Here is a 13,181-nt window from a genome sequence, read left to right as displayed (position 1 = left end):
TTTTAATATTCGATAATCCGGATGTTTTCGTCGATTGTAAAATCGCATGCGGTCTTTCCGGTAACTTCAGGTATTGTATGTGGCGCAAAAAGTTCAGACAAAATCAATGAACCGTCAATTATTTTAAAAACGGCGAGATCGGTGATGACCATGTCAACACATTCAGAAGCGGTTAATGGCAAGGTACACGATTGAACGATTTTAGAAACTCCGTTTTTATCCGTATGGTTCATCAATACGGCAACTTTTCGGGCTTTTTGTGCCAGCTCCATTGCTCCTCCCATGCCCGGAACCTTCTTGCCGGGGACAATCCAGTTCGCAAGGTCCCCTTTTTGGCTAACCTGTAAGGATCCTAGAATAGTAAGATCCACTCTGCCTCTGCGAATCATACCGAAGGCTATAGCACTATCACAATAAGAGGAACCCGCCATGACAGTGACTGGGAATCCGCCGGCATTGCACAGGTTTTCATCCTCCTGACCTTTTTCCGGCGACTTTCCCATTCCGACAATTCCGTTTTCAGCATGGAACATGACTCTCGTTTTTTCGGGAAGGTGGTTTGGTACCAGGGAGGGAATTCCTATGCCCAGGTTAACAACCATGCCCGGAGAAATTTCTTCGGCGGCTCGTCTGGCCATTCTGTTTCTGACATCTATTCCCATGCCCATTTCCAATTCACCCCTCCAGACGGAATTACCATATCCACAAATACACCAGGCGTGACGATTTCTTCAGGATCAAGGCTGCCAAGGGGCACAATTTCCTCTGCCTCCGCGATGGTGAATTTTCCGGCCATCGCCACGAGCGGGTTCGTATTCCTGGCACTTTTATCAAAGACAAGATTTCCATATGGATCTGCCTTTTTTGCATAAACGATTGAAACTTCGGCCGTTAACGCAGTTTCAATCAAATAATCTTTGCCGTTCAAAGTCATTCTTTGTTTGCCTTTTGCAACAAACTCATGATCCACTCCTACATCTGTCAAAATTGCTCCAAGTCCAATTCCTCCAGCACGAATCCGTTCTGTCAGGGTTCCCTGCGGCGAGAATTCAACCTCCAGTTCTCCCTGGGTCATCAGGGTGCCTGCTACTGGGTTGGACCCAATATGGGAGGCGATCACTTTCTTTGCCTTACCGCGGCTGACAATTTTGCCAATGCCGACCTCGGGAAAACCAGTATCATTTCCAATCAGCACAAGATTTTTTATTTCTTTTTCAAGAATGCCGTCAATCAGGTCAGGAGGTGACCCTACCCCGCCAAATCCGCCAAACATCAAAGTCATTCCGTCATAAAAATGCTCCATTGCCTGCTCAAGCGTCGCAATTTTTCCAAATGGATTATCCATCTACTTTTCAACTCCATCTTCAAAAGGAAATCCCAGTATTCTATACACTTCGATGAATGTTGCCTTCAGCAAGGCTATTAATTCATCAATCTCCCGCCTGGTGATCGTCAGCGGTGGCGAAATAATTATTGCATCCCCTGAAAGACCATCCATGCCAGCGCCTGCAGGGTACAGCAATATCCCATGATCCCTGCCCGCCTTAACCACTAGTTCAGTTAATTTCATGCTTCGTTCAAACGGGAGTTTCGCACCTGGCAACCTGACAAATTCAAGACCGAGAAGCAGGCCTTTGCCCCGCACATCTCCTATAAAATCAAACTGATTTTTCAACTTATCAAGTTTATTTTTCAGGTACACAGACTTTGATCCGACTTCATTTAAAACTTGATTGTTCTCAAGGTATTCCATTACCGCCAGTGCGGCTGCGCAGGATTGTGGATTCGCGCTAAGAGTATGGCCGCTCATGATTGATTTAGAGCCATTCAAAATAGGCTCCATCACATGGTCACTGACAACCGTTGCCGCAATCGGGGCATAACCTGCTCCCATTCCCTTACCAAGCGCGACAATATCGGGAATGATGTTCCAGTGTTCTGATGCCAGCATCGTCCCTGTGCGGCCAAAACCCGTCATGACCTCATCTGCAATGAATAATATATTGTTTTCGTCACAAATCTTTTTAATTGTTTCGTAGTAGCCTTTGGGGGGGGAGATCGCCCCTCCAGCCGCACCAATAACCGGTTCTGCAATAAATCCGGCGATATGGTCAGAACCAATCCGCTTTATTGCTCCCTCAAGCTCCATCGCACATAAAAAACCACACTCAGGTGCTGTGCTTTGATATGGACAGCGATAACAATATGGAGGCGAAATCGATGGGAATTCTTCAAGCAATGGAACAAACCTTGCTCTTCTTCCCGGATGCCCTGACATAGATAGTGCACCTAGAGTGATTCCATGGTAGCTGATCCATCTTGATAAAATTTTTGTTTTGGACTTTATCCCTTTCTCTTGCCAGTACTGAATCGCAATTTTCAGCGCGGTTTCAGTAGCCTCTGAGCCACTATTTACAAAGAAACTCCAATTCAAATCCCCCGGCAGCGCATCAGCGAGTTTTTCCGCCAGCTTTTCTGCTGCCTCACTGGTGAATTGGGAGCGATAGACAAATGACACCCGTTTGGACTGTTCATGCATTGCCAGGATAATTTCAGGAACTCCGTGTCCGATATTTGCTGTTACAGCCCCGGATGCAGCATCAAGATATTTCTTGCCATCTTTGTCAAAAAGAAAGACACCTTTTCCATAGTCAATCTCTGGATAGCTTTCATCCAGGGCAGGCTTAATCAAGTAGGACGGCTTCATACATTCACTCCATTCACCGCAATTAAAATTAAATGGACATTCTATAAATTGTATGAAATGAAAAGGGGAATCTTTCTTGAAGATGTAAAAAATAAGTGGTACTGGCCTGGGATTTTTGATAGGGACGGAATTGATCCATTTTCGTAATTGAGGATTGCCTACAATTCGTACAAATTCTGCTCTTCCATCGGCTGTTTTGTCTGAACCTGGGGTGACTTCAGACAACTTCTGCTCTTCCGTCCGCTGTTTTGTCTGAACCTGGGGTGAGTTCAGACAATTTCTCCTCTTCCATCGGCTGTTTTGTCTAAACCTGGGGTGACTTCAGACAACTTCTGCTCTTCCATCGGCTCTTTTGTCTGAACCTGGGGTGGCTTCAGACAACTTCTGCTATTCCGTCGGCTATTTTGTCTGAACCTGGGGTGACTTCAGACAACTTCTGCTATTTTGTCGGCTGTTTTGTCTGAACCTGGGGTGACTTCGGACAATTTCTGCTCTTCCGTCGGCTGTTTTGTCTGAACCTGGGGTGACTTCGGACAACTTCTGCTCTTCCATCCGCTGTTTTGTCTGAACCTGGGGTGACTTCGGACAACTTTTGCTATTCCGTCGGCTGTTTTGTCTGAACCTGGGGTGACTTTAGACAACTTCTGCTATTCCGTCGGCTGTTTTGTTTGAACCTGCAACTTACTTCAGACTAAATCTGTTCTTCCACCAGCTGTTTTATCCGACAAATTCTTGGCAAAAAAAAGACACCCAAAAAGGTGCCATTAAGGTTTATAACCCTATTCTTTTTGTTCGATAAAGATCTCGGTTTGTCCACCCGCTGCCTTTATTGTGGCAACTGCCCCAATAGGCAGTGTGGCAAGAGGCTGGACATGCCCGAAGTTGACGTTTGCAATGATTGGGATATTCCGCAGCTCTTCCTTACTTGAAATAATCTTCCTTAGAGCTTCTTCCGTAATATTGGAGTTCTTTTGGAATCGGCCAATCAACAGAGCTTTTATCGAATCAGCATCCGGAAGATGAAGCAGCGATTGCAGGTCCCTGTCGAAGCTTCTGGAGTGGCTTTCTTCGTCATCCTCGATGAACAGGATGCTATCCTTGATGGAAGGCATGAATTCTGAACCCTGAAGAAGGTTTATGGTACAGAGATTGCCGCCGATCAGTCTGCCCTCGGCTTCGCCTTCCTGAAGAATCAGGTAGCCGCTTTGTTCATGAAATGTCCGATTTTCCTGGTCGAGATACCAGGCATCATCCGACCATGTATTTGATGGAACGATCTCATAAGGCGCATCATTGGTGACTGCCTGCAAGAACGATTCCAGAGTGTATTCAAGTCCATGCTTGACGCCGAAGCTCGAAAAAAAGGGACTAGAATATGTAACGAGACCTGTTTTTTGATAGATAGCCAACTGCAGCGCTGTAATGTCACTGTACCCGCAAAAAACCTTCGGGTTAGCAGCAATCAAGTCAAAGTCTATATATTTTAGCAGCTGATTAGAATTATAGCCGCCAATTGCTGGAAGGATCCCTTTTACATTTGGATCTGCAAACGCATCATGCAGGTCCTCGATTCTTTCTGCAATGGAAGAGCTGAAAAATTCGTCATGCGCATCAGCGTTCTTTCCGAAAGTCACATTGAAGCCCAGTTTAGTCAACCTTTTAACAGCCAAATCAACCTGGGCTTCCTTTAAAATGATCATGCTGGTCGCAGGAGCGATTACTCTTATTTCATCCCCTGGCGCTAGTTTAGGTGCAAACATACTCTCCCCGCCTCTTCTGTATTTAGGTTTATTTTATCAAAGAAGGGGAAGTGTGTATGCATATTTAAACAAGTGCAGGCTCTGTTTCCCGGCCAACCCTGGACTTTTCGATAATGTCGGTGGCAATCCATACACCACATGCGCTTGCCTGAGCCAGTCCTCTTGTGATTCCGGCTCCGTCCCCTCCAACATACAAACCGCTTATTTCCGTTTCAAACCTGTCATTCAACTTCGGTCTTGCGGAATAGAATTTCGCCTCCACTCCATAAAACAAAGTATGGTCTGAAGCCAGACCAGGAGTAACCTGATTGAGCGCTTCCGTCATTTCAATCAAACTCTTTAGCGTGTTATATGGAAGGACTAGTCCAAGATCCCCGGGAACCGCTTCCTTCATTGTCGGTTCCAGGAATCCTTCTTTGATCCTTTTTTCAGTGGATCTTCTCCCTTTTAAAATATCGCCATACTTCTGTACAATCAGGCCGCCATTTGACAGACTGTTTGCCAGCCTGGAGATTTCATGGGCATATTCATTGGGCTTATCGAATGGTTCAGAAAAAGTATGTGATACAAGCAAGGCAAAATTGGTATTGCTGCTTCCCAGGTTAGGATCTTTGTAAGCATGGCCATTAGCAAGCATGATTCCAGAATGGTTCTCGACCACAACATGTCCGGATGGATTGCTGCAAAATGTCCTGACACTTGTCCCAACGGATGTATTGAAGATAAATTTCCCTTCATATAAATGCTCATTTATTTCCTCCATGACGACATTGGACGTTTCAACACGGACGCCAATATCGACCTGGTTATTCATCATCTTAAGTCTTCTTTTTTTCAATAGCTGTGTCAGCCATTTGGAGCCATCCCGACCAGGGGCAACGACAACTTTCTCAGCAAAAATTTTCTCACCGTTCCTTAACTCAACACCCATGACTTTATGGCCATCAGGTGTTTTTTCGGTAATCAAATCCTCGATTTCCGTCTTGAACGCCATATCGACCTTATCTTTTAAGTACTCAAAAATATTTTTTAAAATTTCAAGGTTCTGTTCCGTACCAAGATGGCGGACCTGTGCTCTCAGCAGCTTTAAGCCGGCGGCATAGCCCCTTCTCTCAATTTCCCTTACCTTATCTGTCATAGGATCGGTTATACTCTCAGTTGCGCCATGCCTGAGATTGATTTCATCTACGTATTTAATTAGTTCGACAACTTTGGAATCAGGAAGGTAATCTGTCATCCATCCGCCGAATTCACTTGTAATATTGAACTTTCCATCAGAATAAGCCCCGGCACCGCCAAACCCATTCGTAATCGAACATGCCGGAAGGCAACCGGCAAAATCCTTCTTCCCTGCTGCTGGCGGGCATTTCTCGATCTTCTTTTGCAAAATTGGGCAGTTCCTCCGATAAATATCGTGTCCTTTATCCACAAGCAATACAGTCGCACCAGGCATTTTCAATGATAATTCATAACAAGTAAATATACCTGCCGGACCTGCTCCAACGACAATAACATCATAGTTTGTATTCATTCAGCATCCCCCGCCAATCAGTTTTTTGCTTAACACTTGGTAAATATAACAAATGACAGCAGGGGAGTCAATAAAAATCACGAACTATATCATATATTGTTTAAAATAAAGTTCGTGTTTTACGCAATTAAAAAAAGAGACTGCCTGGCAGACAGCCTCCTATTTTATCTCAGCACATTGTTTACCAGTTATAGCTGCAGCATGCACCAATGATGATTAACAAGATGAACAGTACGACGATCAATGCAAAACCGCCGTAACCGTAACCAGCTCCTCCTACTCCAGCACCGGCGACTCCTGCATAAGGATAACCTCCGCCACAGAAAGTGCCATAAGCTGGTGCTGTTCCCATCGGTGATGTTACAGGCATTGGGGCATTATCATATCCGTACATTAAAAACCACTCCTCGTTTGTTTTTGAATTGCTTTCCCTTTACGGTATGATATGGGTACTTGACCCGTTTGTGCATTAGCCTATTTTTTAAAATTATCGATTCAATGAAAGAAATAAATTACAGCCAGCTCGCTGAAAAATTTCTTTTCCCTGTTCCTGTACTAGCAGTTACAATTAGGTTAAAGCTTTACTTTCCGGAGGGATACCAACACGAATGAAATCAAGCGCTAAAAAAATTCTCATTACAGTTTTTCTTACCGCCACAGTTATTTCCCTTTTAGCCATACAGTCAGAACATTACCTTTCCGAAGATTTATCAGTATATGAAAAGATTGAAGCAGGTTCATCATTTAATTATTTGATCATCGGTGACAGCATTGGCCGGGGTGCTGGAGCAGAAAATAAAAATTTACGCTGGTACAGCCAGCTTGAAGTGCTTTTAAAAGATTTCAGCGGGGCCCGGGCACGCAGGAATATGCTCGTTCAAAGCGGAGCAACCGCCTTCGAAGGAATTTACAAACTCCAAAAGGCTCCAAAATTCCGGGATATTGATCTCATCTTCATCGTTTTTGGTGAGAATGATCGCAAATACATGGATTCCGAACAGTTTACTTTTTTTTATGAAAAATTGATTCGAAATGCCAAAGAGCGTTACCCTGAATCTGAAATCATCACCATCATTGAAAGTCCCTTAAAACAGGAACAATTTGCTGATGCGATTAAAAGAGTATCCGTCCATTACGGAGCAAAGCCGCTGGACATGCGCATTCCTTTTGAGCAATCAGGGATGCTCACAGAGCAGCTTACGACGGATACTGTACACCCTAACGGTAAGGGATACCAGCTGTATGCTGCTTCAATGTTTGAACTGATCAAGAATAATATCGAAATAGATGCCGAGATTGCAAGTCTCCCAAAGCCATTGACCAGGGAGCAAACCTTATACTTTTATGAAAAAAAGAACTTATCTGGAAGCAAAGGATTCGTCATCGAAAATGGAATAAATATAAGCAAAAGAACTGGTGATTATCTAGAGTACGAATTCAAAGGCTCCATTCTTGGGGTAAAAGCTATTCGCAGTCAGGATGGCGGAATGCTGAGGGTGTATATTGACGGGGAATATATCAGGACAATCTCTACCTGGTGGCCTTTCACACGCGAAAGGTATCTATATATTGCAAGCGGCCTGGATAAAGGACGACACACTGTTCGGTTTGAAACAGTCGAAAAAACGTCTCCACACAATAGCAGTGAAAAGCAAATCACCCAGATTTCTTCGATTATCGTCGCAAAGGATAAGAAAAAATAATCATAGAAAAACCCTGTAAAAAAGTGTATGATACTTCCATATGTTTTGAATAAGGAGTTTACCATGAAAAGTGTATTGAAGAACTTCATTAATGGGATCCTGACAATAGTACCGATCATCCTCGTTATCTATGTCATTTATAAAGTATTCATGTTTTTAGACAGCCTTCTTGGAAATGTACTGAAACCATATTTACAAGAACGGTACATTCCTGGCATCGGCCTTCTGACCACCCTTATCCTGATTACCATTCTGGGATGGCTGTCCACCCGGTTCATCACAGGAAGTATCATTAAGCTGATTGACAAGCTGCTGGAAAAAACTCCTTTTGTCAAAACGATTTATTCGGTTATAAAGGATACGGTCCATTCCTTCCTTGGTGATAAAAAGTCATTTTCCAAGGTTGCTTTGGTTACCATACCCGGTACCGACATGAAGAGTCTCGGCTTCATCACAACCGATAACCTGAAGGCATTCCATGAGCCACTATCAGAATATGTTGCTGTCTATGTGCCTCAAACGTTTCAGGTGGCAGGTTTCACTTTCCTGATTCCCAAAACTGACGTAGAAATCATTGATGTAAAACCTGAAGATGCAATGAAATTTATCCTCTCAGGCGGAATGACATCCATTAATGGCCAAAAATCCGTGAATGAAAACAGCCGCTGAATCAGCGGCTGTTTTTCATTGACGAACGATCCCTTTCCATTATACTCAGGCTATTCCTGAGTTTGGGTACTTACCCTATTCAAAAGTCACTTCCAGGATTGGTGTCGTGCCCTTTTCAACATTTCCTTCTGTTAAAACCTTCAATGAAGCAGCCTGATCAGTGTTGGTGATTATAATCGGTGTTACTGTACTCTTTGCTTTTTCGCTGATAACGGAAAGGTCAAAGGTTACCAGTTTATCGCCTTCCTTGACTTTGTCGCCTTGAGCCACATGTGTTTCGAATCCTTCTCCCTTGAGAGAAACAGTCTCCAATCCAATATGGATCAATAGCTCTGCTCCGTTTTTCGCTCTTATTCCGACCGCGTGCTTTGTCGGGAAAACCTGAATAATTTCACCATCAATTGGCGACACGACAACTCCCTCTGACGGTTCAATCGCTACACCGTCCCCCATCATTTTTTCAGAAAAGACAGGGTCAGGAACTGCACTTAAATTGACTGCATTTCCCGTAATTGGCGCTTTCAGCTGGATTGTTTTTACCGGCTCTTCTTTTTTTCCAAATAACTTTTTAAACAAACGAATCATTCCTTCCATTCTTAGAGCTATTATTAGTCATTTGATTAATCCTTTGGATTAATCCTGAAACAGCTTGAGGTACTCTCCATACCCTTCCTCATCCATTTTTTCTTTTGGAACAAACCTCAATGCAGCGGAATTAATGCAATATCGCAGTCCATTCTCTCCGGGACCATCATCAAACACATGGCCCAGATGGGAATCTGCTGTTTTACTGCGCACTTCAGTCCTGACCATGAAATGGCTACGGTCTTGTTTTTCGGTTATTTCTTCCTCCATAATCGGCTTTGTAAAACTTGGCCAGCCGCATCCCGCATCATATTTATCCCGGGAACTAAATAAAGCCTTGCCAGAGACGATATCCACATATATCCCTTCTCGCAGATCATTCCAATACTCATTCCTGAATGGCGGTTCTGTTCCATTATTTTGTGTAACTTCATATTGCATGGGAGTTAATCTTTTCTTTAACTCCTCTGGATTATTTTTCGTCATTTCTTTTCCCCCCAATGGTTCTTTATGAAAGCTGAACGTCCTGAACCCCTATGATAAGCATTATAATGTCCAGGATTTTTCTTATAATAATCCTGATGGTATGTCTCTGCAGGATAAAATGTTTTGGCCGGTAAAATCTGCGTAGCGATAGGTTTCGTGAAAACTCCGCTTTCGGCAAGCGTCCGTTTCGACTCTTCCGCTAACTGTCTTTGTTCTTCGTTATGATAAAAAATTGCTGTCTGATATGACTGTCCCCTGTCGTAAAACTGGCCTCCTGGATCGGTCGGATCTATTTGCTGCCAGTATAACTCCAGAAGCTTCTCATAAGGAAAGATTTCTGGATTGTATGTGATTTGCACGGCTTCATAATGACCGGTTGTCTCGCTGCAAACCTGCTCATATGTAGGATTCTCCGTCGTGCCTCCAGTATAGCCGGATACAACGCTGACAATTCCCGGCTGCTCATCAAACGGCTTGACCATGCACCAGAAACAACCTCCGGCAAATGTCGCAAGCTCATTATTCCCTTTTTCCATCGTGACACCTCTTCTTTCAAGCTTTGGATAAATCAATGAAACACTCTACTCAAATACTTATTCCCTATTCTATAACTTTTAAAGCAAAAAACACATTCAGAACCCTTCAAAGAAAAAAAGCATAAGCGACCCGAGCTGCTCAAAGCAAACGCTTATCGCAAGATACTCCAGGAAGCACTCTCAGGGATGAAAACTGGCTAGGCGCTGGAGCTAGATTAAGAATACCACAAGTAGTTCTATGGAATGATAAAAGCCCCTTCACAAGGGAAGGGACTTTTGATTATTTTCGTTTATGCTTTGAATTGTGGCGGACTTCCTTACTGATGTTTTTCCAGTGCCTCTTTTCATCAGCTTGCGCCTTTTTATCCAGCTTCCTGTCAATATAGACCAATTCTTTTTGCAGCTTTTTATAGCTAGCAAGCCTGTTTTCATCCAGCACCCCTTCATAGATGGCTGACCAAACTGCACAGCCTGGTTCGTTATTATGACTGCAATCGCGAAATTTGCAGGCTTCTGCATATTGCTCAATATCAGCGAAGCTTTCGGCAATTCCACCCTCACTTGTCCAGAGCTGGATTTCCCTCATACCAGGAGTGTCAATCAGTATCGCTCCTCCAGGCAGCAGAACCATTTCCCGATGAGTCGTAGTATGCTGGCCCTTATCATCACTCTCCCTGATTTCCCGGACCAGCTGCTTTTCAAATCCTGTGAAGTAATTGACAAGACTTGACTTGCCCACTCCCGAAGAACCTATCAAGGCCACTGTTTGACCAGGAGCAAGATATGGCTGCAGTTCCTGAAAGCCCGTACCCTCGAGAACGCTTACTGCAATAACAGGTACCCCGATCGCCACTGCTGAAACCTGATCCATTTTGGCTTTTAGGTCTGTCGCTAAATCTGCTTTGCTCAAAATAATGACAGGGTTTGAACCACTTTCCCAGGCGAGCAGCAGATATCGTTCAATCCTTCTCAGATTCAGATCATCATTCAGCGAATTTACGATGAACACTGTATCAACATTCGCTGCTACAATTTGCTCTTCGGTAATTTGCCCGGCAGCCTTTCTAGAAAACTTGCTTTTACGCGGCAGAATGCCCTTAATTAACCCTCGCATTTCACCTGGAGAAGTTTGTACAGCAACCCAGTCACCGACCGCCGGAAGGTCTTCCCGGCTGATTGCATTAAATGTCAATTTGCCAGCTAGAGTACAGAGGTATTCTCCATCTTCCAGCCACACCCGGTAACTATGCTTATGCTCTAACGCTACCCTGCCGAGCTTGATTCTGTCAGGATAATTTTCATTAAAATGACTGTTCAATTCAGCCGTCATACCAATATTTTCAAAATTCTTCAATTCTTTTTTCCTCCATTTTGCTTTCCGTAATATAAAAAACCACAGGCATGCACAGCCCGTGGTTTCATAAGCATGGAGAAAAAAGACTTATTAGTCAGTTGATCCGCTTAGGTTAGGGGGCCGTGCAATAAGTAACATCCAACATCAATACATTTAACATCCTGCTCATTACACTCCACCTGCCTCTCGTTTAATTATTTATAGTATATGGAAAAACATTCCTCATGTAAAGACTTATTCTAAATTTTTCTTTAACAACTGACACTGATTCGCACCTATTGCGCCCAATTTGCATATTTTACATTTGAGCATTCAATAAATTTAGGAGTGAGGGGTATGTCCATCAGGAACCAGAATGATTACCTTCATAAAGCGGCCATGTATGATCTTTTGGCTAATTACTATAAATACCTTGATCCAAATTTGCACGTCATGTATTACCACAAGCACCTGCGAAATCTAAATAAAGCTGTCCAGTTAATGCGCTCCCCTGCTATTCAGGCTAGTCCATCCAACACATTACCATCCATGGTGCGCTTTTTGCATGCTTCCCCGCCGGTAAAGGATGTTGATATTTATGTAAATGGCAGCCGAGTTGTCCGCGACTTCAGCTATAAAAACAACAGCAGCCATATGCAGCTTCCGCCAGGGAAATATCAGATCGACATATATCCTGCAGGTGAAAGTGTTTCTACTGTGATCAGCAAAAAGATTATGGTCGAACCAGGGAGGATTTACACAGCTGCCATTGCCGGGCCGGCTAAGAACCTAAGGCTGCTTACATTTGAAGACAACCCGCAAACCCCGGTAGGAGAAACAAAAGCTAGATTTATACACCTTTCTCCCGACGCGCCTTCTGTAGATATAACAGGGGAAAATGGGGATGTCATATTCTCGAACGTATCCTATAAACAGGCAACAACTTATCTGGCCTTGAATCCAATGACCGTTACGTTGGAAGCTAAAGTCGCAGGCACTAAGAACACGGTCGTTACCATCCCGGATGTTAAATTGGAACCAAACAATGCCTACACGATTGTCGCATTAGGTAATGCTAAAGGAGAACCCCCAATTGAAGTAATTGTATTGCAAGGGTGAAAAGGCCGGGCGACCGGCCTGACTTTTTGCTGCTAACTGACCATTTTCCAATCCTTATTCAAACCGACCATTCTCGTTTTTTAAGGATTAGTATTCCACTGTCTTTCACCATGGCATTCAAGTACTAAGCAAAAAGAAGGCACCCGTAAGAGTACCTTCTTAATCCGCTGGAACAAGCAGAGTAAATTTGATGTTGTCATTTTTCAAATCAAATTCATTTACCCGGACCTTGATATCACTTTTCAGCTTCAGCCTCTCCATTGATACGTATACTCTCTCTTCCTTCGGCTGGATATTCACAGCATCCGGCATATCGTAGCTGTCCCGGACAAATTTAAGTACAGTTGATACAGGGAGATTGAGCCTCCCCACAGAAATTGTTCTCTGTTTCAAGATTAAATCACCATTCTTCAATGCCTGAGGCTCAAAGGTCAGACGCAATTCCAGCTCTTGACTGAAGAGCGGAAGCGTCCCATATAACTCAACCTCATCTGTCAGCAATACTTGATAATCAATCTGACTATTTTTTGCTTCCTCTTCTAAGTAATGGTTGATCACCCTGTTTAAATCACGTTTGTTGGTCGATACATTAAATGCAACATCATCCGTACCAGCTCCACTCGTTCCTGGTTGTGGTTTAGATTCCTCAACTGGTGAAGCAATGAGGATCCATACCAACAGGATAGCTGCAGCCACGATACCCAATAGAATAAAAAAACTGATTTTCCATTTATTTTTCGTCATAAATCTTT

General features: G+C 43.6%; 14 protein-coding genes. 3 read left to right on the top strand and 11 right to left on the bottom strand.

Annotation, left to right across the window (positions count from 1 at the left end):
- Positions 1–2: 2 nt before the first annotated feature.
- The 6 genes from J7E35_RS15355 to J7E35_RS15330 all read right to left on the bottom strand — a co-directional run bounded on the left by J7E35_RS15355 (position 3) and on the right by J7E35_RS15330 (position 6,350).
- On the bottom strand, positions 3–668 hold the full coding sequence (locus J7E35_RS15355; protein WP_214781140.1) for a 3-oxoacid CoA-transferase subunit B: 666 nt from the start codon (positions 666–668) through the stop codon (positions 3–5).
- On the bottom strand, positions 653–1,345 hold the full coding sequence (locus tag J7E35_RS15350; protein ID WP_214781139.1) for a CoA transferase subunit A: 693 nt from the start codon (positions 1,343–1,345) through the stop codon (positions 653–655). The genes J7E35_RS15355 and J7E35_RS15350 overlap by 16 nt, the downstream gene beginning before the upstream one ends.
- The gene (locus J7E35_RS15345) at positions 1,346–2,707 is read right to left on the bottom strand and encodes an aspartate aminotransferase family protein (RefSeq protein WP_214781138.1); all 1,362 of its coding nucleotides are present in this window, start codon (positions 2,705–2,707) and stop codon (positions 1,346–1,348) included. It lies immediately after the preceding gene.
- A 779-nt stretch (positions 2,708–3,486) separates the two neighbouring features.
- Positions 3,487–4,467: a S66 family peptidase gene (locus J7E35_RS15340; protein ID WP_214781137.1), complete on the bottom strand. Its 981-nt coding sequence runs from the start codon at positions 4,465–4,467 to the stop codon at positions 3,487–3,489.
- A 64-nt stretch (positions 4,468–4,531) separates the two neighbouring features.
- Positions 4,532–5,998 (bottom strand): NAD(P)/FAD-dependent oxidoreductase, encoded by a 1,467-nt coding sequence (locus J7E35_RS15335; RefSeq protein WP_214781136.1) that lies wholly within the window; start codon positions 5,996–5,998, stop codon positions 4,532–4,534.
- Positions 5,999–6,179: 181 nt separating this feature from the next.
- On the bottom strand, positions 6,180–6,350 hold the full coding sequence (locus tag J7E35_RS15330; RefSeq protein WP_214781547.1) for a YjcZ family sporulation protein: 171 nt from the start codon (positions 6,348–6,350) through the stop codon (positions 6,180–6,182).
- Between the two features lie 256 nt (positions 6,351–6,606).
- On the opposite strand from J7E35_RS15330, the gene J7E35_RS15325 reads away from it, so the two are divergent.
- On the top strand, positions 6,607–7,701 hold the full coding sequence (locus J7E35_RS15325; protein WP_214781134.1) for an SGNH/GDSL hydrolase family protein: 1,095 nt from the start codon (positions 6,607–6,609) through the stop codon (positions 7,699–7,701).
- 63 nt (positions 7,702–7,764) lie between these two features.
- Entirely contained in the window at positions 7,765–8,370 is a 606-nt protein-coding gene (locus J7E35_RS15320) for a DUF502 domain-containing protein (RefSeq protein WP_214781132.1), read from the top strand.
- A gap of 75 nt (positions 8,371–8,445) precedes the next feature.
- Here J7E35_RS15320 and J7E35_RS15315 read toward each other — a convergent pair whose 3' ends face one another.
- From J7E35_RS15315 to rsgA, 4 genes are all read right to left on the bottom strand, one after another.
- The gene (locus J7E35_RS15315; protein ID WP_483297665.1) at positions 8,446–8,946 is read right to left on the bottom strand and encodes a PTS sugar transporter subunit IIA; all 501 of its coding nucleotides are present in this window, start codon (positions 8,944–8,946) and stop codon (positions 8,446–8,448) included.
- 57 nt (positions 8,947–9,003) lie between these two features.
- Positions 9,004–9,441 carry a peptide-methionine (R)-S-oxide reductase MsrB gene (msrB, locus tag J7E35_RS15310; protein WP_214781128.1) on the bottom strand — a complete coding sequence of 146 codons (438 nt, stop codon included), beginning with the start codon at positions 9,439–9,441 and terminating at the stop codon, positions 9,004–9,006.
- Positions 9,438–9,977 carry a peptide-methionine (S)-S-oxide reductase MsrA gene (gene msrA / locus J7E35_RS15305; RefSeq protein WP_214781126.1) on the bottom strand — a complete coding sequence of 180 codons (540 nt, stop codon included), beginning with the start codon at positions 9,975–9,977 and terminating at the stop codon, positions 9,438–9,440. Before msrA ends, msrB begins: the two co-directional genes overlap by 4 nt.
- Before the next feature lie 280 nt (positions 9,978–10,257).
- Complete coding sequence (gene rsgA / locus J7E35_RS15300) at positions 10,258–11,307, bottom strand: ribosome small subunit-dependent GTPase A (RefSeq protein WP_214781545.1); 1,050 nt, start codon at positions 11,305–11,307, stop codon at positions 10,258–10,260.
- Positions 11,308–11,667: 360 nt separating this feature from the next.
- On the opposite strand from rsgA, the gene J7E35_RS15295 reads away from it, so the two are divergent.
- The gene (locus J7E35_RS15295; protein WP_214781124.1) at positions 11,668–12,429 is read left to right on the top strand and encodes a DUF4397 domain-containing protein; all 762 of its coding nucleotides are present in this window, start codon (positions 11,668–11,670) and stop codon (positions 12,427–12,429) included.
- A 159-nt stretch (positions 12,430–12,588) separates the two neighbouring features.
- On the opposite strand, the gene J7E35_RS15290 is transcribed toward J7E35_RS15295, so the two are convergent.
- Complete coding sequence (locus J7E35_RS15290; protein WP_214781122.1) at positions 12,589–13,173, bottom strand: YpmS family protein; 585 nt, start codon at positions 13,171–13,173, stop codon at positions 12,589–12,591.
- Between the last annotated feature and the right edge of the window lie 8 nt (positions 13,174–13,181).

Source organism: Bacillus sp. ISL-45 (genome assembly GCF_018613195.1).
In the GTDB taxonomy this organism is placed as follows: Bacteria; Bacillota; Bacilli; order Bacillales; family Cytobacillaceae; genus Mesobacillus.
This window is presented reverse-complemented; position numbering and strand designations above follow the sequence as displayed.

What these genes read in the sequence shown, in the direction of transcription:
- rsgA (WP_214781545.1), bottom strand. Translation starts at nt 11,307, where the DNA reads ATGACGGCTGAATTGAACAGTCATTTTAATGAAAATTATCCTGACAGA.
- J7E35_RS15355 (WP_214781140.1), bottom strand. Translation starts at nt 668, where the DNA reads ATGGGCATGGGAATAGATGTCAGAAACAGAATGGCCAGACGAGCCGCC.
- J7E35_RS15340 (WP_214781137.1), bottom strand. Translation starts at nt 4,467, where the DNA reads ATGTTTGCACCTAAACTAGCGCCAGGGGATGAAATAAGAGTAATCGCT.
- J7E35_RS15320 (WP_214781132.1), top strand. Translation starts at nt 7,765, where the DNA reads ATGAAAAGTGTATTGAAGAACTTCATTAATGGGATCCTGACAATAGTA.
- J7E35_RS15290 (WP_214781122.1), bottom strand. Translation starts at nt 13,173, where the DNA reads ATGACGAAAAATAAATGGAAAATCAGTTTTTTTATTCTATTGGGTATC.
- J7E35_RS15330 (WP_214781547.1), bottom strand. Translation starts at nt 6,350, where the DNA reads ATGGGAACAGCACCAGCTTATGGCACTTTCTGTGGCGGAGGTTATCCT.
- J7E35_RS15345 (WP_214781138.1), bottom strand. Translation starts at nt 2,707, where the DNA reads ATGAAGCCGTCCTACTTGATTAAGCCTGCCCTGGATGAAAGCTATCCA.
- J7E35_RS15295 (WP_214781124.1), top strand. Translation starts at nt 11,668, where the DNA reads ATGTCCATCAGGAACCAGAATGATTACCTTCATAAAGCGGCCATGTAT.
- msrA (WP_214781126.1), bottom strand. Translation starts at nt 9,977, where the DNA reads ATGGAAAAAGGGAATAATGAGCTTGCGACATTTGCCGGAGGTTGTTTC.
- msrB (WP_214781128.1), bottom strand. Translation starts at nt 9,441, where the DNA reads ATGACGAAAAATAATCCAGAGGAGTTAAAGAAAAGATTAACTCCCATG.
- J7E35_RS15325 (WP_214781134.1), top strand. Translation starts at nt 6,607, where the DNA reads ATGAAATCAAGCGCTAAAAAAATTCTCATTACAGTTTTTCTTACCGCC.
- J7E35_RS15350 (WP_214781139.1), bottom strand. Translation starts at nt 1,345, where the DNA reads ATGGATAATCCATTTGGAAAAATTGCGACGCTTGAGCAGGCAATGGAG.
- J7E35_RS15335 (WP_214781136.1), bottom strand. Translation starts at nt 5,998, where the DNA reads ATGAATACAAACTATGATGTTATTGTCGTTGGAGCAGGTCCGGCAGGT.